At 71.5% G+C, this 24275-nt stretch carries 19 protein-coding genes, 1 pseudogene and 1 riboswitch; of the genes and pseudogenes, 9 read left to right on the top strand and 11 right to left on the bottom strand.

The features are described from left to right. Positions 1-164: 164 nt before the first annotated feature. Positions 165-1409 carry a cytochrome P450 gene (locus ACI2LP_RS04570; RefSeq protein ID WP_404723089.1) on the bottom strand — a complete coding sequence of 415 codons (1245 nt, stop codon included), beginning with the start codon at positions 1407-1409 and terminating at the stop codon, positions 165-167. A gap of 272 nt (positions 1410-1681) precedes the next feature. Here ACI2LP_RS04570 and ACI2LP_RS04565 point away from each other — a divergent pair, with 272 nt between their 5' ends. Further along, a complete protein-coding gene (locus tag ACI2LP_RS04565) occupies positions 1682-2851 on the top strand; it encodes a steroid 3-ketoacyl-CoA thiolase (protein ID WP_360874707.1) in 1170 nt (389 codons plus the stop codon). A gap of 224 nt (positions 2852-3075) precedes the next feature. Further along, positions 3076-4305, top strand: a complete 1230-nt coding sequence (locus ACI2LP_RS04560) for an alpha/beta hydrolase family protein (RefSeq protein ID WP_404723088.1) — start codon at positions 3076-3078, stop codon at positions 4303-4305. A gap of 52 nt (positions 4306-4357) precedes the next feature. Here the strand turns inward: ACI2LP_RS04560 and ACI2LP_RS04555 are convergent, their stop codons facing one another. From ACI2LP_RS04555 to ACI2LP_RS04520, 8 genes are all read right to left on the bottom strand, one after another. Beyond that, entirely contained in the window at positions 4358-4780 is a 423-nt protein-coding gene (locus ACI2LP_RS04555) for a transglycosylase SLT domain-containing protein (RefSeq protein ID WP_404723087.1), read from the bottom strand. Positions 4781-5107: 327 nt separating this feature from the next. Beyond that, positions 5108-5953 carry an ECF transporter S component gene (locus tag ACI2LP_RS04550; RefSeq protein ID WP_404723086.1) on the bottom strand — a complete coding sequence of 282 codons (846 nt, stop codon included), beginning with the start codon at positions 5951-5953 and terminating at the stop codon, positions 5108-5110. Positions 5954-5991: 38 nt separating this feature from the next. Next, on the bottom strand, positions 5992-7623 hold the full coding sequence (locus ACI2LP_RS04545; RefSeq protein ID WP_404723085.1) for an ABC transporter ATP-binding protein: 1632 nt from the start codon (positions 7621-7623) through the stop codon (positions 5992-5994). Beyond that, positions 7620-8840: an energy-coupling factor transporter transmembrane protein EcfT gene (locus ACI2LP_RS04540; RefSeq protein ID WP_404723084.1), complete on the bottom strand. Its 1221-nt coding sequence runs from the start codon at positions 8838-8840 to the stop codon at positions 7620-7622. The genes ACI2LP_RS04545 and ACI2LP_RS04540 overlap by 4 nt, the downstream gene beginning before the upstream one ends. Beyond that, positions 8837-9478, bottom strand: a complete 642-nt coding sequence (locus tag ACI2LP_RS04535) for an SCO2322 family protein (RefSeq protein WP_404723083.1) — start codon at positions 9476-9478, stop codon at positions 8837-8839. The genes ACI2LP_RS04540 and ACI2LP_RS04535 overlap by 4 nt, the downstream gene beginning before the upstream one ends. Then, complete coding sequence (locus ACI2LP_RS04530; RefSeq protein WP_404723082.1) at positions 9478-10716, bottom strand: prenyltransferase/squalene oxidase repeat-containing protein; 1239 nt, start codon at positions 10714-10716, stop codon at positions 9478-9480. Before ACI2LP_RS04530 ends, ACI2LP_RS04535 begins: the two co-directional genes overlap by 1 nt. 129 nt (positions 10717-10845) lie before the next feature. Then, a riboswitch (cobalamin riboswitch) is annotated at positions 10846-10916 on the bottom strand. An 89-nt stretch (positions 10917-11005) separates the two neighbouring features. Further along, complete coding sequence (locus tag ACI2LP_RS04525) at positions 11006-12040, bottom strand: MBL fold metallo-hydrolase (RefSeq protein WP_404723081.1); 1035 nt, start codon at positions 12038-12040, stop codon at positions 11006-11008. 624 nt (positions 12041-12664) lie between these two features. Beyond that, the gene (locus ACI2LP_RS04520) at positions 12665-13009 is read right to left on the bottom strand and encodes a LysM peptidoglycan-binding domain-containing protein (RefSeq protein WP_404723080.1); all 345 of its coding nucleotides are present in this window, start codon (positions 13007-13009) and stop codon (positions 12665-12667) included. 168 nt (positions 13010-13177) lie between these two features. Here ACI2LP_RS04520 and ACI2LP_RS04515 point away from each other — a divergent pair, with 168 nt between their 5' ends. From ACI2LP_RS04515 to ACI2LP_RS04490, 6 genes and pseudogenes are all read left to right on the top strand, one after another. After that, the gene (locus ACI2LP_RS04515; RefSeq protein WP_404723079.1) at positions 13178-14662 is read left to right on the top strand and encodes an aldehyde dehydrogenase; all 1485 of its coding nucleotides are present in this window, start codon (positions 13178-13180) and stop codon (positions 14660-14662) included. Continuing rightward, the gene (locus ACI2LP_RS04510; RefSeq protein ID WP_404723078.1) at positions 14662-14895 is read left to right on the top strand and encodes a ferredoxin; all 234 of its coding nucleotides are present in this window, start codon (positions 14662-14664) and stop codon (positions 14893-14895) included. The genes ACI2LP_RS04515 and ACI2LP_RS04510 overlap by 1 nt, the downstream gene beginning before the upstream one ends. Positions 14896-15028: 133 nt before the next feature. Further along, positions 15029-17686, top strand: coding sequence for a class III lanthionine synthetase LanKC (lanKC, locus tag ACI2LP_RS04505; RefSeq protein WP_404723077.1), 2658 nt, complete (start codon positions 15029-15031; stop codon positions 17684-17686). A 21-nt stretch (positions 17687-17707) separates the two neighbouring features. Continuing rightward, a complete protein-coding gene (locus ACI2LP_RS04500; RefSeq protein ID WP_360874743.1) occupies positions 17708-17854 on the top strand; it encodes a SapB/AmfS family lanthipeptide in 147 nt (48 codons plus the stop codon). 70 nt (positions 17855-17924) lie between these two features. After that, the gene (locus tag ACI2LP_RS04495; RefSeq protein WP_404723076.1) at positions 17925-19631 is read left to right on the top strand and encodes an ABC transporter ATP-binding protein; all 1707 of its coding nucleotides are present in this window, start codon (positions 17925-17927) and stop codon (positions 19629-19631) included. Further along, positions 19624-21036 (top strand): annotated as a pseudogene (locus tag ACI2LP_RS04490) (ATP-binding cassette domain-containing protein); the annotation flags it as partial. The gene ACI2LP_RS04495 and the pseudogene ACI2LP_RS04490, both read left to right, overlap by 8 nt. A gap of 270 nt (positions 21037-21306) precedes the next feature. Here the strand turns inward: ACI2LP_RS04490 and ACI2LP_RS04485 are convergent. Next, a complete protein-coding gene (locus tag ACI2LP_RS04485; RefSeq protein ID WP_404723075.1) occupies positions 21307-21915 on the bottom strand; it encodes a LuxR C-terminal-related transcriptional regulator in 609 nt (202 codons plus the stop codon). 216 nt (positions 21916-22131) lie between these two features. After that, positions 22132-22758 (bottom strand): TetR family transcriptional regulator, encoded by a 627-nt coding sequence (locus tag ACI2LP_RS04480; protein ID WP_404723074.1) that lies wholly within the window; start codon positions 22756-22758, stop codon positions 22132-22134. 198 nt (positions 22759-22956) lie between these two features. Between ACI2LP_RS04480 and ACI2LP_RS04475 the strand changes: the two genes are divergently transcribed. Further along, positions 22957-24264 carry a glycosyltransferase family 4 protein gene (locus ACI2LP_RS04475; RefSeq protein ID WP_404723073.1) on the top strand — a complete coding sequence of 436 codons (1308 nt, stop codon included), beginning with the start codon at positions 22957-22959 and terminating at the stop codon, positions 24262-24264. Positions 24265-24275 lie beyond the last annotated feature (11 nt).

Here is a 24275-nt window from a genome sequence, read left to right as displayed (position 1 = left end):
CGTACCCCCTGGGGTGGATCGTCGCGTTCCTGCCAGGATCCGCCCGCGGCCCCGTTCCCGCCACTCGGGCAGATGAGCAGCCTCTGCGACGGGCCCGGCGCGCCAGAGGGAGGCAGGGGCGGGGCGTGGGGTGAGTTGGCCCCTGCCTCCCACGGCAACGCAGGTCAGACGTGGCTGACCTGCAGCTCCTTGATGCCGTTCAGCCACGCCGAGCGCAGCCGCCGCGGGTCGCCGACCAGGCGCAGTCCGGGCAGAACGTCCGCCACCGCGTTGAAGATCAGGTTGATCTCCATCACGGCCAGCGATTTGCCGAGGCAGAAGTGCGGGCCTCCGCCGCCGAAGCCGAGATGGGGGTTCGGGTCGCGGGTGATGTCGAACTGCTCGGGCGCGGCGAAGACTTCGGGGTCGTTGTTGGCGGAGGAGTAGAAGAGCCCGACCCGGTCGCCCTTCTTGATCTGCTGACCGCCCAGCTCCACGTCCTGGGTTGCCGTGCGCTGGAAGGAGACGACGGGCGTCGCCCAGCGCACGATCTCCTCCGCGGCCGTCGCCGGGCGGTCGCGCTTGAAGAGTTCCCACTGCTCGGGGTGGGTGAGGAAGGCGTGCATGCCGTGGCTGATGGCGTTGCGCGTGGTCTCGTTGCCCGCCACCGCCAGCAGGATCACAAAGAAGCCGAACTCGTCGTTGGACAGGTTGCCTTCGTCCTCCGCGGCGACCAGTTGGCTGACGATGTCCTTGGCCGGACACTCCTTGCGGGCGGCGGCGAGGTTCATCGAGTACGAGACGATCTCCATCGCCGCCTCGGCGCCGATCTCCTCGGTGATGGCGTACTCGGGGTCGTCGTACGCCGCCATCTTGTTGGACCAGTCGAAGATCTTGGCACGGTCCTCCTGGGGTACGCCGATGAGTTCGGCGATGGCCTGGAGCGGCAGCTCGACGGCGATATTGGTGACGAAGTCGAAGCTGCCGTCGTCCGTCGCGCCCGCGAGCGCCGTCTCGACGATGGCGCGGGCGCGGTTGCGCAGGGCCTGTTCCAGGGAGCGGATCGCCCGGGGAGTGAAGCCGCGCTGGACGATCTGGCGTACGCGCGTGTGCTCGGGCGGGTCCATGTTCAGCATGATCAGCTTCTGGACCTCGATCTGGTCACGGCTGATGGACTCGTTGAACCGGATGACGGCGGTGTTGGTGTTGGAGGAGAACAGTTCGGGGTGTGTGGAGACATGCTTGACGTCGGCGTGCCGGGTAACGGCCCAGTAGCCCTCGTCCTGGAAGCCGGAGATCCCGGTCGGCTGTGTGCACCACCAGACCGGGGCGGTCTTCCGCATCTCGGCGAACTCGGGGTGCGGAACGCGGGCTTGGAGCAGATCGGGATCGGTGAAGTCGAAGCCTTCGGGCAGATGGGGGCAGGGCATCGGCAACTCCAGGTCTGGCGGTGGTGTCGGTGACACGCTTCGTCCGAACGTGCCTGACGACCCATCAGAATTGGCCGAAAGGTAGTAACGAGTTCTACAAGTGGCAAGGGTCACGGCCGGATTTGTTGCGGGGCATGGGTGCAGCAGGGGCGTGCAAGACCCTTGCGTACCGGGGGTAGCACTCATAAGACTGCTTGGAGAACTAGAACGCGTACTAGTTCTCGCGTGGCGGCGCCGGGACGCCTCCGCGCATGTCAGGAGAGGACGAGCTCATGGCCGCGGAACCCGTCATCGTCGAAGCCGTACGCACCCCCATCGGCAAGCGCTCGGGCGCGCTCGCCAATCTGCACCCCGCCTATCTGCTGGGCGAGACCTACCGAGAACTTCTGGGCCGCACCGGCATTCACGCCGACTGTGTCGAGCAGGTGGTGGGGGGCACGGTCACCCACGCCGGCGAACAGTCCATGAACCCCGCGCGCAACGCCTGGCTGGCGATGGGGCTGCCGTACGAGACCGCGGCGACGACGGTGGACTGTCAGTGCGGCTCCTCACAGCAGGCCAGCCATATGGTCGCGAACATGATCTCGGCCGGTGTCATCGACATCGGCATCAGCTGCGGGGTCGAGGCGATGTCGCGGGTGCCGCTGGGAAGCGGGTCCAAGCACGGGCCCGGCAAACCCTTCCCCGACGAGTGGAACGTCGACCTGCCCAACCAGTTCGAGGCGGCCGAGCGCATCGCGCGCAACCGCGGTCTCACCCGGGAACGGGTCGACTCGCTGGGGCTGTTGTCGCAGGAGCGGGCAGCGGTCGCATGGTCCGAGGAGCGCTTCAAACGCGAGACGTTCGCCGTGCAGGTGCCCACCACGGAGGAGGAGCAGGCCGCCGGGCAGGGCATGTGGCGGCTCGTCGACCGGGACGAGGGGCTGCGGGACACCAGCATGGAGGCGCTGGCCAAACTGAAGCCGGTCATGCCGACGGCGGTGCACACCGCGGGCAACTCCTCGCAGATCTCCGACGGCGCGGCGGCGATCATGTGGGCCTCGAAGCGGATGGCGCGTGCGCTGAAGCTGAAGCCGCGGGCCCGGATCGTCGCGCAGGCACTGGTCGGGGCGGACCCGCACTACCACCTGGACGGCCCGATCGACGCGACGCGGGCGGTGCTGGGCAAGGCGGGGATGTCGCTGCGGGACATCGACCTGGTGGAGGTCAACGAGGCGTTCGCGTCGGTGGTGTTGAGCTGGGCGCAGGTCTTCGAGCAGGACCTGGACAAGGTCAACGTCAACGGGGGTGGGATCGCGATCGGGCACCCGGTGGGGGCGACGGGAGCGCGGCTGATCACGACGGCGCTGCATGAACTGGAGCGCAGGGACAAGGAGTTCGCGCTGGTGACGATGTGCGCGGGTGGCGCGCTGGCGACGGCGACGATCATTCAAAGGCTGTAGGGGGCTGCCGTCCCCGACGACCCCTGCGTCTCAATCTCCCCCCGGCCCTCGTCCGGGGGACCCCCGGACGGGCTGTGAACCAGCCGTGCGGCGATTGAGGACAGGGTCCGGGGCGACGCACCGGGAGGGGGGCTGGGGCGAAGTCCCAGGGGTGGTGACGGGTGTACCACGGTCCGGGTGTTGCCCGGATGTCCGGCGGAGCCGCTCCTTCCTACCTTCGAGGTATGACCTCAAAGCTGAGCAACCTCGCAGGCGCGACCGCCATCGTCCTCACCGCGCTCGCCGCGAGCCCCGCGGCCCCCACGGCCGTGGCGGAGCCGGTGCACCCCTCAGCCGTCAAGCACACAAACGCGCGGGGCACGTTACTGAGGGTCGAGCGCATCGCGTCGCTCGACCGCGCACAGGTCGTCCGCTTCATCGCCGGGCCCGGGCTCGACACCCGTACCGTCCGCCACGGCGTACGCGCTTACCGGCTCACCTACCGCACCGTCACCGCCCATGGGCGGCCCACCTTCGCCACCGGTCTCTTCGTCCTGCCCGACGGCGGGGCACGACGGCTCGACGTCGTCTCCGACACGCACGGCACCATGGCCCACCGCGACGACGCGCCCTCCGTCGGCAGCGGCCTCGGGAGGCTCGCTCCCTATCTGCACGCCTCCGCCGGACGGGCCGTCTCCGCGCCCGACTACCTCGGGCTCGGCAAGGGACCGGGGCGGCATCCGTACATGGACACCGCGTCCGCCGTGACCGCGAGCGTCGACATGCTGCGGGCCGCCCGCACCGCGAGCCGGCTGCTGGCGCGGCCGCTCACCGGTGATGTGTACGCCACCGGGTTCTCGCAGGGCGGGCAGGTGGCCATGGCTCTCGGGCGGGCCCTGCAGAACGGCGCCGACCGGCACTTCCGTCTACGGGCGCTCGCGCCGGTCTCGGGGCCGTACGACCTCAGGCACGCGGAGGTGCCCGGGCTGTTCGACGGCAGCGTCAACAGGACCAGTGGCGTCTTCTACATGGCGTACTTCCTCACCGCGCAGAACCGGCTGCATCCGGTCTACCGGACGCCCGCCGACGCGTTCCGCGCGCCGTACGCAGCCCGGATCGAGGGGCTTTTCGACGGCCGCCACGAGGAGGAGGACATCGTCAAGGCGCTGCCGGGGACGCTGAAGCAGCTGCTCACGCCCGAGTTCCTGCAACGGGTACGCCATCCGCGGGGCGGGCTGCTTGCGGCCCTGCGCGCGCAGGACGGCAACTGCGCCTGGCGGTCGAAGGCGCCGGTGCGGCTCTACACCGCGGCCGGCGACACCGATGTGCCCATCGCCAACACGCGCAGCTGCGCCCGCGATCTGGCCGCCCACGGCACGAAAGCCCCGGTGTTCGACCAGGGAAAGGTCGACCACTTCGGGGCCTTCAAGAGCGCAGCGCCCAAGACTGTGGGCTGGTTCAACTCGCTGGGCTGAGCCGGGCCGGGCTGAGCCGGGCCGCGTTGAGCCGGGTTGAGCCGGGCTGGGCTCAGTACCAGCCCTGGGACTGCCAGGTGGACCAGGCGCCGCACGGGCTGCCGTAGCGGGAGTTCATGTAGTCCAGGCCCCACTTGATCTGGGTGGCGGGGTTGGTCTTCCAGTCGGAGCCGGCCGAGGCCATCTTGCCGCCCGGCAGCGCCTGAACCAGGCCGTAGGCGCCGGAGGACGGGTTGGACGCGGACACGTTCCAGCCGCTCTCGTGGGACACGATGTTGCTGAAGCACTGGAACTGCGCGTCGTCCTTGATCATCTGCTTGGCGATCGCCTGCGCGGAGCCGGACGGCGCGGCGGTCGTGGCGGCCGTCGCCGGGTTGGCGCCGAGGACCATGGCGGCGGAGCTCACCACGAGGGCGGAGCCGACCACAGCGGTCTTCGGGAGGTTGGCGATGCGGCTGATGAGGGAGCGAGACACAGGCAGTCCTTACGTCGGGAACAGGGCGGTCGCGGAGCATGCCGGATTCCCGTACGTACGACGGGAATTCCGGCCGCCCGAACGGCGCGTTGCGGCTCGGGACGAGCACGCCGCGCCTTGCGACCGGACCATGTTTAGCGAGCCGCTCAGACCCTCGCAAGGACGCTTATTACTAGCCGAGCTCGCATATCGGTCAATTCGGCCAGGAGGCTTGACGGATCGCGTCCGCGCAGGTCACGGCGGGGATCGGAGGGCGCCTGAGCGGGTTCAGCGGCCCGCTGAGGTCTCCTACTCCGCTTCGTACCGGACTTCGGCGTGTGGGGCGGCTCACCTCTGAGGGACCCCCTCGGGGGCCTCGAATGTGACCTGCGCCTCGAAGTTGGCGCGACGTGTGGCACGGCGCAGCGCCTTGAGGACGGTGGAGCCGATGGTGAGGGTCAGTACGACGGTCAGGGCGGCGCGGCCCAGGTCCCAGCCGAAGGACGTCGTCGCGCAGTAGGCGAGGAAGCGGACCAGGTTCTCGGGGAGCCGGTCGCCGGGGTGGAAGGAGATCCCGGAGGAGAGCCCGCCGATGTAGGTCCAGCCCTGCAGATTCATGACCGTGCCGTACGCGAAGGCCGCGACGGCTCCGTATACGGCGAGCATCAGCACCTCGGCGCGGCCGCGCAGGCGGTCGGGGCCGGGCAGGAGCCCCGCGCCCATCGTGAACCAGCCCATCGACAGCATCTGGAACGGCATCCAGGGGCCCACACCGCCCGTGAGCAGCGCGGACGCGAACATCGTGACCGAGCCGAGTACGAAGCCGAAGCCCGGGCCGAGGACCCGGCCGCTCAGCACCATCAGGAAGAACATCGGCTCCAGGCCGGCCGTGCCCGCGCCCAGCGGCCGCAGCGCGGCGCCGACCGCGGCGAGCACTCCCAGCATCGCCACCGCTTTGGCGTCCATCCCCGTGTCGGCGATCGTCGCCACGACCACGGCCACCAGGAGGGGCAGCAGCGCGGCGAAGAGCCAGGGGGCGTCGGCGGAGTGGGCGAGCCCGGAGGCGGCGTCGGCGAGCAGCGGCCAGCCGAAGGCGATGACCCCGATCGCGCTGATCAGGGCGAGGGCGGCGATGGAACGGGGACCGAGGCGGATGGGGCGTGCTTTCGCGGGTGCGCGGGTGGCCTGCGTCACAGCGGGGCGTGTGGCCCTCCTCGCAGGGTTCACAGGGCTCACAGCGCCTCCCTGACCTGGGAGACGGTCAGCCACTCCTGAGGGGCCAGGATCTTGGTGACCTGCGGCGCGAAGGCGGGGGATGAGACCACGACCTCGGCGGTCGGGCCGTCCGCGACGACCTCGCCACCGGCCAGGATCACCACGCGGTGCGCGAGCTCGGCGGCCAGCTCCACATCGTGGGTGGCCAGGACGATGGCGTGGCCCTCGGCGGCCAGATCCTTCAGTACGGCGACGAGCCGGGCCTTGGCCGCGTAGTCCAGGCCGCGGGTCGGCTCGTCGAGCAGGAGCAGCGCGGGTCGGCCGGTCAGCACGATGGCCAGCGCGAGCGCGAGTCGCTGTCCCTCGGAGAGGTCGCGGGGGTGCGTTGCGTCCGCGACGCCGGGGAGCAGCTCGCTGACCAGGGCGCGGCAGGTGCCGGGGGTTGCTCCGGCGTCGGCGTCGGCGGCCGTGCACTCGGCCGCCACCGTGTCCGCGTACAGCAGGTCACGCGGCTCCTGCGGGACGAGGCCGACCTGGCGGACGAGCTCGCGGGGGTGGGTGCGGTGGGGGGTGCGGCCGCCGACCTCGACGGTGCCGGAGGTGGGCTCGACGGTGCCCACGAGGGTGGCGAGGAGGGTCGACTTTCCGGCGCCGTTGCGGCCCATGAGGGCGATGATCTCGCCCGGGGGGACGGTGAGGTCGACGCGGCGGAGGGCTTCGATGCGGGCGCGGCGGACGGTGAGGGCGCGGAGGCGGGCGGTCGGGCTGGGGGCGTTTTCCGCCCCGCCCCGCCCTCCCCCAGAGCTTCGCCCGGGGGGCGGGGTGGGGGAACAACCCTCCAGGCGGTCCCGCAGCGCACCCGCCCTGCGCCGCGCGTCCCGGACCGACAACGGCAGCGGGTCCCACCCCGCCAGGCGGCCCAGCGCCACCACCGGCGGGTGCACCGGCGAGGCCGCCATGATCTCGGCCGGCGCGCCCATCCGCGGCGCCGCAACCGGGGACGGCAGCAGGATGACCTGGTCCGCGTACTGCACGACCCGCTCCAGGCGGTGCTCGGCCAGCAGGACCGTCGTTCCCAGGTCGTGGACCAGGCGTTGCAGCACCGCCAGGACCTCCTCGGCCGCCGCCGGGTCCAGCGCCGACGTCGGCTCGTCCAGGACCAGGACCTTCGGGTGCGGAGTGAGCACCGAGCCGATCGCGACGCGCTGCTGCTGACCGCCGGAGAGCGTGGCGATGGGCCGGTCGCGCAGCTCCGCCAGGCCCAGCAGGTCCAGCGTCTCCTCGACCCGGCGGCGCATCACCTCGGGGGCGAGGCCGAGCGACTCCATGCCGTACGCCAGCTCGTCCTCGACCGTGTCGGTGACGAAGTGGGCGAGCGGGTCCTGGCCCACCGTGCCGACGAGATCGGCGAGTTCGCGGGGCTTGTGGGTGCGGGTGTCGCGGCCGTCGACGGTGACCCGGCCCCGGAGGGTGCCACCAGTGAAGTGCGGTACGAGGCCGGAGACCGCGCCGAGCAGGGTCGACTTGCCGACGCCGGAGGGGCCGATCAGGAGCACCAACTCACCCTCGGGGACGGTGAGATCCACACGCTCCAGGGTCGGCGCGGCGCCGTCGCCGTACGTCACCGAGACATTCTCGAAGCGGATCACAAGGACTCCTTCGGGAGGGGTGCGACGAAGGCGGGGAGCAGGCCGATCAGGATGCTCGCGGCGGGCCACAGCGGCAGCGTCGGCGCGGTCAGCGGTACGACGCCGGGGTGCAGCGCGTCCGGATCGTACGAACCCGCCAGGATCAGCAGCGCTGCGACGGCCGCTCCGGAGCCCGCGACCAGCCAGGCCCTGGGGCCCCAGTGGTCGGGGCGGTAGCGGGTGCGGACAGAGCGTCGCCCACCGAGCCGGAGACCCGCGAGCGCGGCGAGCAGCCCGGTGACGAGGAGGGGCAGTCCGTACGATGCGCCCGCGGCGGCCAGCAGTCCGTACGACCCTGCACAGACGCCGAGGAGCCCGCCGAGGGTGAGGACGGTCGTGGTGTGCCGGACGGCGGGTGGCACCTGTGCGGTACGCCCGTATCCGCGGGCGTCCATCGACGCGGCGACGGCGACCGACCGCTCCAGCGCGCCTTCCAGGACGGGCAGTCCGATCTGAACAATGGCCCTGATGCCGCCGGTGGGGCGGCCGCGCAGGCGGCGGGCGGCGCGCAGGCGCACGACGTCGGCGACCATGTTCGGCGCGAAGGTCATGGCGACGACGACGGCGACGCCGACCTCGTACAGGGCGCCGGGGAGCGACTTGAGGAGGCGGGCGGGGTTGGCGAGGGCGTTGGCGGCGCCGACACAGATGAGGAGCGTGGCGAGCTTGGCGCCGTCGTACAGCGCGAAGACGAGCTGTTCGGCAAAGACACGGCCGCCGATGCGGATGCCCTTTGCCCAGTGGGGGAGGGGGACTTCGGGGAGGGTGAGGAGGGTGTGCGTACCGGGGATGGGCGACCCGAGGACGACGGAGAAGAGCACGCGGATCCCGATGACGACGAGGCCGAGCTTGACGAAGGCTCCGTAGGACCGGGCCCAGGGGGCATCGGTGCGGCGGGCGGCGACGACGTATCCGGCGACGCCGACGACGAGGCCGAGGAGGAGGGGGTTGGTGGTCCGGGACGCGGCTACGGCGAGACCGAGGGCCCAGATCCACCAGGCGCCGGCGTGAAGGGCGTTGCTCCGGCCGGCTTCGGGCGTCCGCAGCCGCGCCCAGCGGGAGTGGCGGGGCGGTTCCGTGTTGCCCGGTGCCGACGCGGCAGGACGCCGTGGTGCGGGCTCGGGGTCCCTTGCGCGGGCGGCTGCGAGGCACGGCCGCAGGCCGGGGGTCGGCGTCATCGCTTCCGGCGGCGGGACTGCCACACCGCCGCGCCCCCGAGCGCAAGGATCGCCGCGATGCCCGCCACGATGCCCAGCGACGGGCCGCCCTCCTCGGCGTCCGAGGAGGCCGGGGCCGACCGCTTCTGCTCGGTCGCCGAGACCTGGTCACCGCAGCCCGACTTCGGGTAGCCCGCGATCGCGCACAGCAGCGCCTGGCTGTTGTACCGCAGCGGCTTCGCCACTGACGCCAGCGCCTCCGCGCTCGTCGCGTCCCTCCGGACCTGCGCGCACGCCACCCGCAGGGCCGGTGGCGTGTCGCCCGACGGCGCGTCCGCCCGGGTGCCGGAGTCGATGACCAGCGCGATGCGCTTCGCGTCCGCCTTCGGGGGCGTCCCGCCGCAGATCGCCTTGAAGTCCGGGGCCCTGCGCGGCTGCGCCGAGTCCCCGCTGTCCTCGCTCACCGAGAAGCGGAAGCCGTTCACCGAGCCGTCCGCGGGCCTCGCGGTCGCCGGGCCCTCGGTGGCGTAGGTCCACGTGCCGCCGCTGCTCAGCCAGAACGACCAGTAGCGGTAACCCGCGGCCTGCGCCGGTCCCGCGCCCAGCAGCGTCAGCGCGGCGCCGAGCGTGAGAACCAGGGCGAGGATTCGCGTACGCATCACGGCTGCTGCTGGTTCTTCCGGCGGCCGCTGAACAGGAAGCCCGCACCCACACTCGCGACGAAGAACGCGCCGACGATCCACCACACCCCGACACCGGAGCCCGAGTCCGAGGAGTCCTTCTTCTCGGTCTGCGACGTGTCGGCCGCCGCGGGCTTCTCCGGCGCCGGACCCGTCGCGTTCAGGCCCGCCACCAGGTCCGTACCCCCGAAGCTCTTCGGGTCCGCGCCGGCCGCGTGCGCCGCGAGGATCAGCTGCGCGTACGCCGCCGGGCCCGACTCCTTCGCCCATGCCGCGGAGTTCCTCTCCAGCCACTCCAGTGGCTTCTTCGCCTGGTCGCCCAGGCCCTGCGCGCTCAGCGCGACGACCGCGTCCGCCGTGTTCCCGAAGTCCGGCTTCGGCGTCGGGTCGGCCGCGCCCGCCATCGGCGGGGTGTCGAGGTGGCCCGTCCTGGCGAGGGCGGTCGCGAGGTACACGGCGCCGTTGTGCGCCGCGCCCTCGACCGTCGTCGACTTCTCGCAGACCGTCCCCTTCGCGTCCTGCGCACCGGCGGTCACGACCAGCCCCTTGCCGTGCGCGCCGAGCACCGCCGCCGCCGTGGAGTCGGCCACGATCCCCGGCTGCTTCGGCTGATAGACGAACGCCCCGCCGTCCTTCCCACCGCACGGCTTCGCGAACGTCAGCAGCGCGTCGTACGGCGTCCTGCCCCCCTTCGACTTCACCTCGTCCGGCTTCTCGCCCGCCGCCGCGAGGGCGCCGATCACGATCGAGGTGGAGTTCGCGTCGCTCGCGCCGCCCGGGTTGTAGCCCCAGCCGCCGTCCGCGTTCTGCACGGACTTCAGCCAGCCGACCGACTTCTTCACGGCGGCGTCCTGCCCGCCGAGTGCGGCCAGCGCCTGCACCGCGGCCGCGGTGGCGTTCGAGTCGAGCGGCAGCTTGGCGTCGCACGGCGTGGCCGCCACCGCCCGGTACGAGGGGAACGCCCCGCTGTCGCACTGCTGCCCGGTCAGCCAGTCCACCGCCTTCGCCGCGGGCTTCAGGCCGACCGTGTCCTGCGCGAGCAGCGCCAGCGACTGCCGCCAGACGCCGTCGTAGGTCGGGTCGCCCGTGCCGTACAGGCCCGAGGGCGCTGCGGCAGAGGGCGTGGGCGACGGTGCGGCGGCCGCGGGCGAGGTGATGCCCAGGCCGAGTACGGCTGATGCGGCGAGCGCTGCGGCGCTGCGGCGGACGATGCTCATGGCGGGCTTGGCCTCTCCTGCGGGAGCCGGGCACAGGCACGCAAAGGCACCATGGCTCCGGCCCGTATACCTCGACGGTGCCGGCCACCGGCGGTTCCGGTGGCAGGAGCCGTTCACGACCGCGTACGAGGCATTCCGACTCACCGCCTGCGACGGCGGCTCACGGTTGCGGGTCAGTGCCGGATTTGCACCGGCTTCCCCCCGTACGGGCATGATGACGACGCGCTCACTCTACCGGCGGGTTACTTATGCCGTCAGGGCGCCTGCCTGAGCTGACGGCGGGAGCGGGTCAGAGGGCCACGTACGTGGTGGGGGTGCCCGTCAGCACCTCCGCCCGCCCCAGCTTCACCAGCCTGCGCAGATGTGCCTCCGCCTCCGAGACCGCGATATTCCGTGATCCGTACGGAATCTGCTGCCAGGGCCGGTTCCACTCCATCCGCTCGGCGACCTGCCAGGTGGTGAGCGGCTCCGCCAGCAGGGCGAGCAGTCCTGACAGCCGCTCCTCGTGGTGGGCGAGCAACTCCCGTACCCGGGAGGCCGCGTCGGGGAAGGCGTACTGGTGGGCGGGCAGCACCTCGGCCGGGGCGAGGCGGCCGACGCGCTCCAGTGAGTCGAGGTAGTCGCCGAGGGGGTCGGTGACGGTCGCGTCGTCGGGGTCCTCGTACAGGCCGATGTGCGGGGTGATCTCGGGCAGCAGATGGTCGCCGGAGAAGAGCCGGCCGTTGCCCGGCCGCTTCGCCGGGTGGGCCTCCTCCAGATGAAGGCACACATGACCGGGGGTGTGTCCGGGCGTCCAGATCGCGCGCAGCCGCCGCCCGGCCAGGTCGAGCAGCTCACCCGGCACGATCTCCCGATCGGGCAGGGCGGCGCGCAGCCCCGGCAGCGTACGCATCCGTCCCGAGGCGCGGGCCTCGCGCAACGGCGCGGTGTGCTCGTCGGGCGCGCCCGCGCGTGTCAGCTTGTCCGTCAAGTAGTCGAGCCAGCGGCCGGGTTCGGCTTCGCGGGTACGGCGTACCACCGCGCTGTCGGCGGCGTGCATCGCGATCCACGCACCGGAGGCGTCCCGGACCTGCCCGGACAGGCCGTGGTGGTCGGGGTGGTGGTGGGTGATGACCACGCCGTGGATGTCGGCGACGCGGACGCCGAGGGAGTCCAGACCGGCGGTGAGGGTGTCCCAGGAGGCGGGGTCGTCCCAGCCGGTGTCGATGAGAACGGGGCCGCGGTCGGTGTCGAGCAGGTGGACGAGGGTGTGACCGAGGGGATTGTCCGGGATGGGCACCTCGATGGACCAGACGCCCCCGCGGTGGTCGGTCACCTGCGTCATGAGGCCCTCGTCATCTCTTCGGCGGCACGGCCAGTGCTCACTATAACTAGAACTGGTTCCAATGGTCGCCCAAGTCGACTGTCTTCCGTGGGGAGTTGGGTGAGCTGCGGTGAACCCGCCGCCCGCACCTGATCGACGCATGCCTCATGCAGACCGGCCTGAGCATGGGCAGCTGACCCCCGCTCGCCCCGACGTCAGGTATTCGTGTTCAGTAGCAGCCACCCGGCAATTGCGAGGGAAACCTGCCGGGAGAGGCAGGGCTTGATTCTCGTGTGGCCGGGCAGTCACCCCCTCGGGTGACTGCCCGGCCGCCCCGTGCCCAAGCCGGCTGCGCGGCTTATGCGGTCTGGCTCTCAGTGATGGGTCACGGGAGTCCTATGGCTTCGTCGGAGTTGACCTCGAAGTACTCGTCCAAAGAAACGGCCGAAAACCTCCCGGCCGGCCTGACGGTCCACCAGGTACTGCCCGCGGCAGACGGGTCGCGGGCCCACTGCCTGTGGGAGGCACCGTCAGTCGACGATGTGCGCAATCTCATCGGACGGGGCTTCCCAGTGCTGCCGGTCGGCGTTGCTCTGGGGCGGGTGAGTCCCAACCCTCTGGGCACGGCAGAGCTCTGACGCTGTCTCAGACCGACGCAGGCTCCGATTTCGCCACGATGAGTTGTTGCCCGATGTTGATCCGGTCCGGGTTGGCGATCTTGTTCCACTTGACCAGCTGCTCGACCGTCGTCCCGAACTTCGCGGCGATGGCCGTCAGCGTGTCGCCCTTCCTGACCGTGTAGCGGAGCGCTTGAGGTGAGTCCGACTGCGAGACGGTGAGCCGTTGCCCGGTCTTGATCACGTCGGGGTTGGGGATCCCGTTCCACTTGACCAGCTGCTCGACGGTTGTGCCGAACTTGGCGGCGATGCCGGTGAGGGTGTCACCGGACCTCACGGTGTAGAACATCACGTTTGTCACATGAGTTGTCATATGTCCCACGGTAGCCGGGGCCAGCCCAAATCGCTCGTGGAGAGCCAGTTCAACGGGAAACCACTGGTCACAGGCTCTTTCGTTCCTGCCGTGGACTACTCGAACTAGAACTGATATCAGTTCTGAAACAGTGTCAGATAATGCCGGGGCCCGCGGGAGGCAGCAGCCATGACGGAGCTTGTGGAACACGGAAAGCTGTTCATCGGCGGGGAGTTGACCGACCCCCTCGGCGACCAGACGATCGAGGTCGTATCGCCCCATACCGAGCACGTCATCGGCCGGGTCCCGCACGCCTCCCGCGCCGACGTCGACCGGGCGGTGGCCGTCGCTCGCAAGGCATTCGACGAGGGGCCCTGGCCGCGTGCGACGCTCGATGAGCGGATTGCCGTGGTGAGCCGGATCAAGGACGCCATCGCCGTACGGCACGAGGAGATCGCCCGCTCCGTCAGCTCGCAGAACGGCTCTCCCTACTCCTGGAGCGTCCTCGCGCAGGCGCTCGGCGCGATGATGGTGTGGGACGCGGCCATCACCGTCGCGCGGGACTTCGCGCACGAGGAGCGGCGGGCCGGAGTGCTCGGGCCGATTCTCGTGCGACGGGAGCCGGTCGGGGTTGTCGCGGCCGTGGTGCCGTGGAACGTCCCGCAGTTCACGGCCGCGGCCAAGCTCGGGCCTGCCCTGCTCGCGGGCTGCACCGTGGTGCTCAAGCCCTCGCCCGAGTCGCCCCTCGACTCGTACATCCTCGGCGAGATGGCGAAGGAGGCCGGCCTGCCCGAGGGCGTCCTGTCCATCCTGCCCGCGGACCGTGAGGTCAGCGAGCATCTGGTCGGGCACCCCGGGATCGACAAGGTGTCCTTCACCGGGTCCGTCGGCGCGGGCAAGCGGGTCATGGAGGTCGCCTCGCGCAATCTCACCCGCGTCACCCTGGAGCTCGGCGGCAAGTCGGCGGCGGTGATCCTGCCGGACGCGGATCTTCAGTCGGCGGTCGCCGGGATCGTGCCCGCGGCCTGGATGAACAACGGACAGGCGTGCGTGGCCCAGACCCGTATCCTCGCGCCGCGCAGCCGCTACGACGAGATCGCCGAGGCGTTCGCTGCCGCGGCCTCCGCGCTGGTGGTGGGCGATCCGCTGGATGCGGCGACGCAGGTCGGCCCGCTGGTCGCCCGGCGTCAGCAGCAGCGCTCCCTCGACTACATCAGGATCGGCCAGGAGGAGGGCGCCAAGATCCTTACGGGCGGCGGGCGTCCGGCCGGGCTCGACCGGGGCTGGTACGTCGAGCCGACGCTCTTCGGCGGGGTCGACAACTCCATGCGCATCGCCCGCGAGGAGATCTTCGGGCCGGTGATCTGCCTGCTGCCGTACGGGGACGAGAACGAGGCGGCGAGGATCGCGAACGACTCCGACTACGGGCTCAGCGGCAGCGTCTGGACGGCGGACGTCGAGCGCGGCATCGACTTCGCGCGGCGGATCAGGACGGGGACGTACAACGTCAACACCTTCAGTCTGGACATGCTCGGACCGTTCGGCGGCTACAAGAGCTCCGGTCTGGGGCGCGAGTTCGGGCCCGAGGGATACGGCGAGTACCTGGAGCACAAGATGATCCATCTCCCTTCCACCTATGCGTCAGCCGCTGACGCGGCGCGCGCGGAGCAGTGATGGGGGACCGCTGGCACGTCGAGGTCGACCGGAGTGTCTGCATCGGCTCCGGCCTGTGCGTGGGCAACGCACCCGAAGGCTTCACGCTGGACTCGGCGCGGCAGTCGCACCCGCGCGCCGCCGACATCGACGCGAACGAGCAGATTCTGGCGGCCGCCGAGAGCTGTCCGGTGGAGGCGATCGCGATCACGCTGCTGGAGAGCGGCGAACCGGTCTTCCCGCCGGAGGAGTAAGAGCCGTCCTTCGAACGGCTGGGAACAGAGGTTGACTCGTGCGTATCGCACGGTGACCTCGTGACAGGCGCGACTGTCCGGCCCCCTTGGCGAGTGGAAATCTTGAAGCCACGTCGCCCGAGGGGGAAGTGAAATGGACAAGCGGTACGAGGTCTTCTGTCTGTCCGACAGAATCTTCTACGAGACCCCGGACCGCTTGTCCTCCGCGCCCAGGAGTTCGCGCTCCGGCGGCGTTCCGCTCTTCGAGGCGGCCCTGCGCCCGGTCCCCGAAGGGTGGCGGAGATTCCTCTCCGGGGACTGGCTTCACCTCAGCCCCGACAACGCGCCGGCGCGGCCCCTCCAGGGATGGAAGATCCATGTCTCTGCCTGTCTGGACAACGCGGAGAAGGCGGCGGCCAGGGTGTGGGACTACTGCGTCCCGCGGTCCGTGCCGTTCAAGTTCGTGCCCGGGCGGCAGCCGTTGCATCTGCGCAACTCCAAGTACGCCGGCCGCGGCTCCAGCGGGAAGTTCGCCACCATCTATCCGGCCGACGAGGCGGAACTCCGGCTGATTCTGGATGAGTTGGGCGGAGAACTCGCGGGTGAGCCGGGGCCGTACATTCTCACCGACCTCCGCTGGAAGGACGGGCCGCTGTATGTCCGGTACGGCGGCTTCGCCAAGCGGCACTGCGTGGACGCCGACGGCTCGGGCGCGCTGGTGCCCGCGATCGAGAACGCGGACGGGGTGCTGGTGCCCGACCGGAGAGACCCCGTCTTCCAGCTCCCCGACTGGGTGACGCTGCCGTCGTTCCTCGAGCCGCAGCTGGCGGCCCGCAACGCGACGACGACCGGTGATCTGCCGTACCTCATCGAGCGTGCGCTGCATTTCTCCAACGGCGGCGGTGTGTACGCCGGAACCGACCGGCGGACCGGCGAGCAGGTGGTCCTCAAGGAGGCCCGGCCCTACGCGGGTCTTGCGGCGGACGGTGCGGACGCGGTGCGGCGCCTGGAGCGCGAGAAGACGGCGCTCGAGCTGCTCACCGGTCTCGGGGTTGCGCCCGGCGTGCGCGACTGGTTCACCCTCGGCGACCACCGCTTCCTCGTCATGGACTTCCTGCCGGGCCGCACCCTCAACTCCTTCTTCGCGCAGCGCCATCCGCTGCTGGCGGTGCAGCCGGATGCGGGGGCGGTCGCGGAGTACACACGCTGGGCGTTACGGATCCTGCGCTCGGTGGAGGAGGCGGTGGCGGCGGTCCACGGGCGCGGGCTCGTCTTCAACGACCTGCACATGTTCAACATCATGGTCGACCCGGACGAGAGGTCCGTACGCCTGCTGGACTTCGAGGCGGCGATCCCGGTGTCCGAACACCGGGGCCAGGCGATGGCCCACCCGGGCTTCGTGGCTCCCGCCGACCGCGAGGGCTTCGAGGTGGACCACTATGCGCTGGCGTGCCTGCGGCTGGCGCTGTTCGTACCGATGACGACGCTGCTGGTGGTGGACAGGGCGAAGGCGTCACACCTGGCGGAGGTGGCGGCGGAGCAGTTCCCGGACCTGCGGAGGGATTTCCTCGAGGAGGCGGTACGGGTGATCCAGGGCAGGGCGGTCCCGTCGCCGGACGCGCAGGCTGGGTTGCGGGCCGCGGACGCGCCGGTTGCCCTGCGGGCCGCGGACGCGCCGGCCGGCGCCGCCGCGGCCGGGTATCTGCCCGTGTCCCCGCACGACTGGCCCGCCAGTCGGGACTCCATGGTGCGCGCCATCCTCGCCTCCGCGACGCCCGAGCGTGCCGATCGGCTCTTCCCAGGCGACATCGCACAGTTCGCGGATGGCGGCGGGCTCGGGCTGGCCCACGGGGCGGCCGGGGTGCTCTACGCGCTCGCCGAGACCGGAGCCGCGCGGTACGAGGCGGGTGAGCAGTGGCTGCTCGACCACGTCCAGCCGCCGCCCGACGGCACGCCCTTGGGGCTCTACGACGGGCTCGCGGGCGTCGCCCATGTACTGGACCGGCTCGGTCATCGCGAGCGCGCCCATGAACTCATCGGGCGAGTGCTCGACGAGAAATGGCAGCGGCTCGGGGCCGACCTGCACGGCGGGCTGGCCGGGCTGGGCCTCGTACTCCATCAACTCGGACTGCACGACGAGGCGTTGGAGGCCGCGCGGATCCTCGCCGAGCGGCCGGACACCGGGCGCGGCAAACCCGCCGGGCTGCTGCGCGGCGCGAGCGGACCCGCGCTGTTCTTCCTGCGGCTGTACGAGTCCACCCGCGACCCCGCCCTCCTCGACCACGCCTCCCAGGCGCTGCGCCGGGACCTCGCCCGCTGTGTACGGGACCGCACGGGCACCCTGCTTGTGGACGAGGGCGCCCGTAGCATGCCCTACCTCGGCACGGGCAGCGTCGGCATCGGCGTGGTCATCGAGGACTACCTGGTCCACCGCCACGAAGACGAGCTCGCCGAGGCCGGGCAGGAGATCCTGCCGGCCGCGCGGCTGCGGTACTACGCACAGCCCGGTCTCTTCAACGGCCGCGCCGGCATGGTCCTGCACCTCGCCCGCAGCCGCGCCCCACGCTCCCAGCTGGACGCCCAGATCGGCGCGCTCGCCTGGTACGCCGTGCCGTACAAGGGCCAACTCGCCTTCCCCGGCGACCAGATGATGCGGCTCTCCATGGATCTGGCCACCGGAACCGCGGGCGTCCTGCTCGCGCTGGGCTCCGCGCCGGGCGAGGGCGAACGCCCCGCACGGCTGCCCTTCCTGCCGCCTCCACCGGCGGCTCCCCATACGGCCCCCAAGGGGTCGAGCAGTAAAGAGCAGTAAAGAGCAGTAAATACAGTCCCCATGAAGAAGGAGATCACGATGACACTTCTCGACCTGCAGAAGCTGGACGTTCCCGAGACGGACGGCGGCGGGCACGGCGACGAGAGCAGCGTCAGCCTGCTCCTGTGCGACAAGCACAGCTCGCACAGCAACATCCTCTGTCTCTGACAGTTCAGCGTTTGCGGCCCCGGGTGGCACCGCTCGCCACCCGGGGCCGCACCGACGAGAAAGGGCGTCCGTGCTCCTGCGTGAAACCGTCCGGCACCGCGCCCCCAGCGCCGCCCTCGTCCTCCTGCTGACCTGCGCCACCGCCGCCGCCGGGCTCGCCATGCCCGCCGTGCTCGGTCGCGCCCTCGACCTGCTGCTCGCCGGACGTCGCGCCGACGCAGGCCCATGGCTCGCCCTGTGCGGGGGCCTCACCGCCGTCTCCGTACTCCTCGGCGCGCTCGACGGGCTGGTCACCGGCACCGCCAACGCCCGTACCACCGCGTGGATACGGGAGCGGGTCCTGCACCATGTCCTCGCGGCCGGGCCCGTGTCCGGGCCCGCGTCCGGACCCGTGTCCGCGGGCGCGGCCGGCCCCGCCGCCGAGCCCCGGGAGACCATCGCGCCCGGCGATCTCGTGGCCCGCCTCACCGGCAACGCCGCCCAGGCCGGGACCGTGCCCACCGCGCTCGCGTCCGTGCTCGCCGCCGTTCTCACTCCCGTGGGCGGACTGGTCGCGCTCGTCCTCACCGACTGGTGGACGGCGCTGGCGGTGATCGCCGGAATGCCGCTGCTCGCGCTGCTGCTCAGGGTGTTCGTCCGAGCCACCGGCGAGAGCGGCGCCCGCTATCTGCGGGCCCAGGGCGAGATCGCCGGACTCCTGTCGGAAGCGGTCCGCGGAATCCGCACGATCACCGCGGCCGGCACCCAGGAGCGGGACGCGGCACGCATACTCGCGCCGCTGCCCGAACTGAATCGCGAGGGCCGGCTGATGTGGCGGATCCTGGGCGGCTCGACCGCCCGCGCGGCCGCCCTGCTGCCCCTGCTGCAGCTCATCGTGCTGGCCGTGGCGGGTCTGCGGCTCGCGGACGGCGCGCTGAGTGTCGGCGGGATGCTGGCCGCCTGGCGGTACGGGGTGCTCGCCACCGGCACCGGCGTACTGGTGGGACAGCTCAGCGGTCTGGTGCGCGGGCGCACGGCCGCGAGCCGTCTCGCGGAGATCCTCGAGACGCCCGTCATGGCGTACGGAGAACGCGAACTTCCGGACGGCAAGGGAAAGTTGGAGCTGAAGGGCGTCAGTCTGCGCGGACTGCACGGCATCGACCTGACCGTGCCGGGCGGCACGGTCACCGCCGTCGTCGGCCGTTCGGGCAGCGGCAAGTCGGCGCTGGCGGCCGTCGCCGGACGGCTGGCGGACCCCGACGAGGGGACCGTGCTGATTGACGGCGTCCCGCTGCCCTCGCTCTCCCGCTCGGCGCTGCGCCGCGAGGTCGGCCATGCCTTCGCCCGTCCGGCCCTGCTCGGCCCGACCGTCGGGGACACGATCGCCTTCGGTGCGTACGACCCCGGCGCCAAGAGGGTGAGACAGGCCGCGCGAGCCGCGTGCGCCGACGACTTCGTACTCCGGCTGCCGCACGGATATGACACGCCCTGCAAGGGGGTGCCCCTGTCCGGTGGCGAGGTCCAACGACTGGGACTGGCCCGGGTGTTCGCGCACCCGGGGCGGCTGCTCGTGCTGGACGACGCCACGTCCAGCCTGGACTCGGCCACCGAACTCAAGGTGTCCCACGCACTGTGGCACGGCTCCGTCGCCCGCACCCGCCTGATCATCGCCCACCGCGCATCGACGGCGGCGCGCGCGGACCTGGTGGTCTGGCTGGAGGAGGGCCGCGTCCGTGGGACGGGCCCGCACGCGAAGCTCTGGGAACTGCCTGAGTACCGGGCGGTGTTCGATGCGTGAGCTCCGGCTCCTGGGGAGCTGTCTCCTGAGGGGCCGTCCTTCCGTACTCGTACGGCTCGTCGCCTGGTCCGTGCTGGAGGCCGGGCAGACCTTCGTCCTCGGCCACGCCGTCGCCCGCGCCGTCGACGGCGGCTTCCTCGCCCACGACCCCGCCCACGGTCTGCGCTGGCTTGCCGCCGCGGCAGCCGCCGTCCTGCTCGGGGCCTTCGGCACCGGCAGGGTGCACCGTGTGGTCGCCGACCTCGTGGAGCCCCTGCGGGACGAGCTGGTACGCAAGGTCGTCGACCGGGCTCTGCGCGACGGTGACGACGCGGCGGTCTCCCGGCTGACCCACCAGGTGGAAATCGCCCGCGACACCTTCGCCGGCCTCGTACTGGTCTCGCGCACCTTCGTCTTCACCGCCGCCGGGGCCCTGGCCGGGCTCTTCTCGCTCGCGCCCGTGCTGCTGCTGGTGGTCGCGCCACCCCTGTTCGCCGGTCTTGCGCTGTTCGTGCTGTCCCTGCGTCCGATGGCACGACGGCAGGAGGCCTTCCTCGTCGCCGACGAAGCCGTCGCGGCCGAACTGGGCGCGCTGATACCGGGGCTGAGGGACATCACCGCCGCCGGGGCACAGGAGCGGGTGGCCGCCGAGGCCCGCGCCCGGTTCGCCGACGAGTACCGGGCGGCGCGCGCACTGGCTTGTTGGGGCATCCTGCGCGTCCTGGCCCTGGGCGTCGGCGGCCGCCTCCCGGTGGTCCTGCTCCTGCTCAGCGCCCCCTGGCTGCTCGCGCGCGGGGTGAGCGCGGGCGCGCTGGTCGGCGCCCTCGCCTATCTCACCCAGTCCCTGCTCCCCGCCCTGCAGTCGCTGATGCAGGGACTCGGCGCCTCGGGCGCGCGGTTCGTGGTCGTGCTGCGCCGACTGACCATGCCGGGGCCTCCTCGACAACCGCGCCCGGCGTCGTACGTCGGCGGCGACGGCCCTGCCGTACTGCTGCGTGGCGTGACGTTCGCCTACGGCCCGGGCGCAGCGCCCGTCGTCGAGGGACTCGACCTGACTGTTCCGCACGGCGGCCACCTCGCCGTCGCCGGGCCGAGCGGCATCGGCAAGTCCACACTCGCCGCGCTGACGGCCGGGGTGCTGCGGCCCGACCGGGGCGAGGTCGTGCTGGGCGCCGAGCGGGTCCTCGTACCGCAGGAGGCGTACATCTTCACCGCCTCCGTGCGCGAGAACCTCGGCTACCTCTGCCCCGAGCCGCCCCCGGACCCTGCCCTGCTGGCCTCTGCCACGGCCGTCGGGGCACACGGGCTCGTGGCGCGGATCGGCGGCCTGGACGCACCGGTCGAGCCCGCGGCACTGTCGGCCGGTGAGCGCCAGTTGCTCGCACTGGCCCGCGCCCATGCAGCCCCCGCGCCGCTGGTCCTGCTGGACGAGGCGACCTGTCATCTCGACCCGGCGGCGGAGGCGCGCGCGGAGCGGGCGTTCGCCGAGCGGCCCGGTGGCACGCTGATCGTCGTCGCACACCGGCCCGGCTCGGCGCGGCGGGCCGACCGGGTGCTGATGATGGACGGCACGCGCACGGAGTACGGCACCCATGAGGAACTGCTGGCCCGCTCCTCCTTCTACCGCGACCTGACCGGGTTCGCGGCGCCGGCGGGCGGGACGGCGGGCCAGTCGGAGGGCCGGCCGGTGGGGCCGTCACACCCAGCCCTCGCCCTGGGAGATCCTTATGGCGTCGACCCGGTTACGAGCCCCGGTCTTGCGGGTGATGGCCGCCATGTAGTTGCGCACCGTGCCGTTGGACAGATGGAGACTGCTCGCGATGTCCGCGATGGAGGCTCCCTCGGCCGCGAGTGACAACACGCTCAACTCCCGTCTCGTCAGCGGCATCTGAGCTGCTCTCAGAAAGCTGAAGCCAAGGGAGTTGTCGATGAAGCGCTCTCCCTTGGCCACTTGCCGAATAGCGGCGACCAGACGCTCGGGTGTGCCTTCCTTGTCGACATAGCCGACGGCATGCGCCTCCGCCGCGCGCCGGAGCGGACCTGGCCGGTTTGCGCTGGCGAGCACCAGCAGTCGCCCGTCGGCCGTGCCTCTGCGCCGGCTCCGTAACTCGCCGAGCGGTGCGATGCCGTACGACTCCGCACACTCCAGGTCCACCGCGCAGACGTCGGGTGCGAGCGAACGTGCCAGCCCCGGCGCATTGCGCCACGACGTGTGGAACACCTCCAGGTCGGGTTCGTTGTCAAGCCTCTCCGCCAGCGCAGAGCGCAGCAGACCGGCATCGTGCACGAGAAGTACCCGGATCACGTTTCGCCCCCTCAGCTCACCGTCCACGGGTTTGCTCCGTGCAGCACGCGAAACATTGTCATCGGTGGACGGGTGCGATGAGGGCGGAGATCCGGCCAAGGGGTGGCAGGAGGGGCGCACGCGCTGGGTGTGAACGCCCGGCGTGCACGACCCGCGCACGCTGGGACGCAGTGCCCGAAGCGCTGAGACTCCCCGGTTCCGCTTCTTCGGCGGCGCTTAACTTCGCGTCTTCGGCGGCGGCGTCGTCAGGTCGATCAGACGGCACACCATCTCGATGTCGATCTTCACCTGTGCGATCGAGGCCCGCCCCGAGAGCCAGGTGATCAGCGCCGAGTGCCAGGTGTGCTCGATCACGCGGACCGCGGAGAGCTGCTGCGGCGTCGGGTTCTCCAGCCCCATCGCGTCCAGGATGATCGCCGTCGTCTGCCGCGAGACCGTGTCCACCTCGGGGCTCACGCTGCGGTCCGCGAAGGTCAGCGCGCGCACCATCGCGTCCGCGAGATGCGGCTCGCGCTGCAGCGCCCGAAAGGCCCGCATCAGCGTCTCCGCGACCCGATCCGCCGCGTTGTCGCCGGCCGGGGGTCTCTTGCGCAGGGTCGTGTGCAGGTGCTGGAGCTGGTCCTGCATGGTGGCGACCAGCAGATGGATCTTGGAGGGGAAGTACCGGTAGAGCGTGCCGAGCGCCACGCCGGCCGCCTCGGCGACCTCGCGCATCTGCACCGCGTCGAAGCCGCCCCGGCTGGCCAGCTGCGCACTGGCGTGCAGGATGCGACGCCGACGCGCCTCCTGGCGTTCCGTCAGGGGCGGCGACGCCGGCCCTGCCGACTTGGCTTCGGCTGTCATATGTCCCGTTCCATGCACGAGTCCGGATCGCACGGCATGGCAGCGCCCTGTCGTGGCGCGAATCACCTGATCCGGCCCTTACAGCGGCGCTACCTGCCGGTAGATTCGAAGCTCCTTGAGCGATCAAGTCTGAAACTTGTTCTAGATTAGCGCGAGCGGTTACGCTCCGGCGAAAACGCAGTGAGAAGGGGGCCGTGAGTGACCGCTGAGGCCATAGAGGTCGGCCCTCGTACGGGGTCGTCCGGCGGCGGTGACGAGCCGCTGCGCGTCGCGCTCCTCACATACAAAGGCAACCCCTTCTGCGGCGGCCAGGGCGTCTACGTACGCCACCTCTCGCGCGAGCTCGCCCGCCTCGGGCACAGCGTCGAGGTGATCGGCGCGCAGCCGTATCCCGTGCTCGACGAGGGCGTGCCGCTCACCGAGCTGGCCAGCCTCGACCTGTACCGCAGCCCGGACCCCTTCCGCACGCCCGGGCGGGGCGAGTACCGCGACTGGATCGACGCGGTCGAGGTCGCGACGATGTGGACCGGCGGCTTTCCCGAGCCCCTGACCTTCTCGCTGCGGGCCCGGCGTCATCTGATCGCACGGCGCGGCGAGTTCGACGTCATCCACGACAACCAGACGCTCGGCTACGGGCTGCTCGGCGACCTCGGTGCGCCGCTGGTCACCACGATCCACCACCCGATCACCGTGGACCGGCAACTGGAGCTGGACGCGGCACCCGACTGGCGGCGGCGCGCCTCCGTACGGCGCTGGTACGGCTTCACGCGGATGCAGAAGCGCGTTGCGCGCCGACTGCCGTCCGTGCTCACCGTCTCCGGCTCCTCGCGGCAGGAGATCGTGGACCACCTCGGGGTACGGCCGGGCCGCGTCCAGGTCGTCCACATCGGCGCCGACACGGACCTCTTTTCGCCAAACCCGGCGGTCGCGGAGGTCCCCGGCCGGATCGTCACCACGTCCAGCGCGGACGTCCCTCTGAAGGGGCTCGTGCACCTGGTCGAGGCGCTGGCGAAGCTGCGTACGGAGAATCCGGCCGCGCATCTCGTCGTCGTCGGCAAGCGCGCGGAGGACGGGCCTGTCGCCCAGCTCATCGAGCGCTACGGTCTCGAGGACGCGGTCGAGTTCGTCAAGGGCATCAGCGACAGTGAGCTCGTGGACCTGGTGCGCGGCGCGCAGGTCGCGTGTGTGCCGTCGTTGTACGAGGGGTTCTCGCTGCCGGCCGCGGAGGCGATGGCGACGGGGACGCCGCTCGTCGCGACGACCGGGGGCGCGATCCCGGAGGTCACGGGCCCGGACGGCGAGACCTGCCTGGCGGTCCCGCCGGGCGACGCGGGAGCGCTTGCCGCGGCACTGGGCCGGCTGCTGGGCGACGCGGACCTGCGCGTGCGGCTGGGGGCGGCGGGCCGGGAGCGGGTGCTGTCCCGCTTCACCTGGGCGAGGGCTGCGCAGGGCACGGCTGAGCTGTACCGCGAGGCGATCGCGACGCGCGCCGGGGTTTCGCGGTGACCGGCCGCACC

Origin of the sequence: Streptomyces sp. NPDC019890, assembly GCF_044903445.1 — a bacterium.
Taxonomy (GTDB): Bacteria; Actinomycetota; Actinomycetes; order Streptomycetales; family Streptomycetaceae; genus Streptomyces.
This window is presented reverse-complemented; position numbering and strand designations above follow the sequence as displayed.

Excerpts from the sequence above, each read along its gene's own strand:
- ACI2LP_RS04520 (WP_404723080.1), bottom strand. The coding sequence starts at position 13,009 with ATGACAACTCATGTGACAAACGTGATGTTCTACACCGTGAGGTCCGGT.
- ACI2LP_RS04480 (WP_404723074.1), bottom strand. The coding sequence starts at position 22,758 with ATGACAGCCGAAGCCAAGTCGGCAGGGCCGGCGTCGCCGCCCCTGACG.
- ACI2LP_RS04525 (WP_404723081.1), bottom strand. The coding sequence starts at position 12,040 with ATGACGCAGGTGACCGACCACCGCGGGGGCGTCTGGTCCATCGAGGTG.
- ACI2LP_RS04540 (WP_404723084.1), bottom strand. The coding sequence starts at position 8,840 with ATGACGCCGACCCCCGGCCTGCGGCCGTGCCTCGCAGCCGCCCGCGCA.
- lanKC (WP_404723077.1), top strand. The coding sequence starts at position 15,029 with ATGGACAAGCGGTACGAGGTCTTCTGTCTGTCCGACAGAATCTTCTAC.
- ACI2LP_RS04530 (WP_404723082.1), bottom strand. The coding sequence starts at position 10,716 with ATGAGCATCGTCCGCCGCAGCGCCGCAGCGCTCGCCGCATCAGCCGTA.
- ACI2LP_RS04570 (WP_404723089.1), bottom strand. The coding sequence starts at position 1,409 with ATGCCCTGCCCCCATCTGCCCGAAGGCTTCGACTTCACCGATCCCGAT.
- ACI2LP_RS04515 (WP_404723079.1), top strand. The coding sequence starts at position 13,178 with ATGACGGAGCTTGTGGAACACGGAAAGCTGTTCATCGGCGGGGAGTTG.
- ACI2LP_RS04535 (WP_404723083.1), bottom strand. The coding sequence starts at position 9,478 with ATGCGTACGCGAATCCTCGCCCTGGTTCTCACGCTCGGCGCCGCGCTG.
- ACI2LP_RS04560 (WP_404723088.1), top strand. The coding sequence starts at position 3,076 with ATGACCTCAAAGCTGAGCAACCTCGCAGGCGCGACCGCCATCGTCCTC.
- ACI2LP_RS04565 (WP_360874707.1), top strand. The coding sequence starts at position 1,682 with ATGGCCGCGGAACCCGTCATCGTCGAAGCCGTACGCACCCCCATCGGC.
- ACI2LP_RS04500 (WP_360874743.1), top strand. The coding sequence starts at position 17,708 with ATGAAGAAGGAGATCACGATGACACTTCTCGACCTGCAGAAGCTGGAC.
- ACI2LP_RS04510 (WP_404723078.1), top strand. The coding sequence starts at position 14,662 with ATGGGGGACCGCTGGCACGTCGAGGTCGACCGGAGTGTCTGCATCGGC.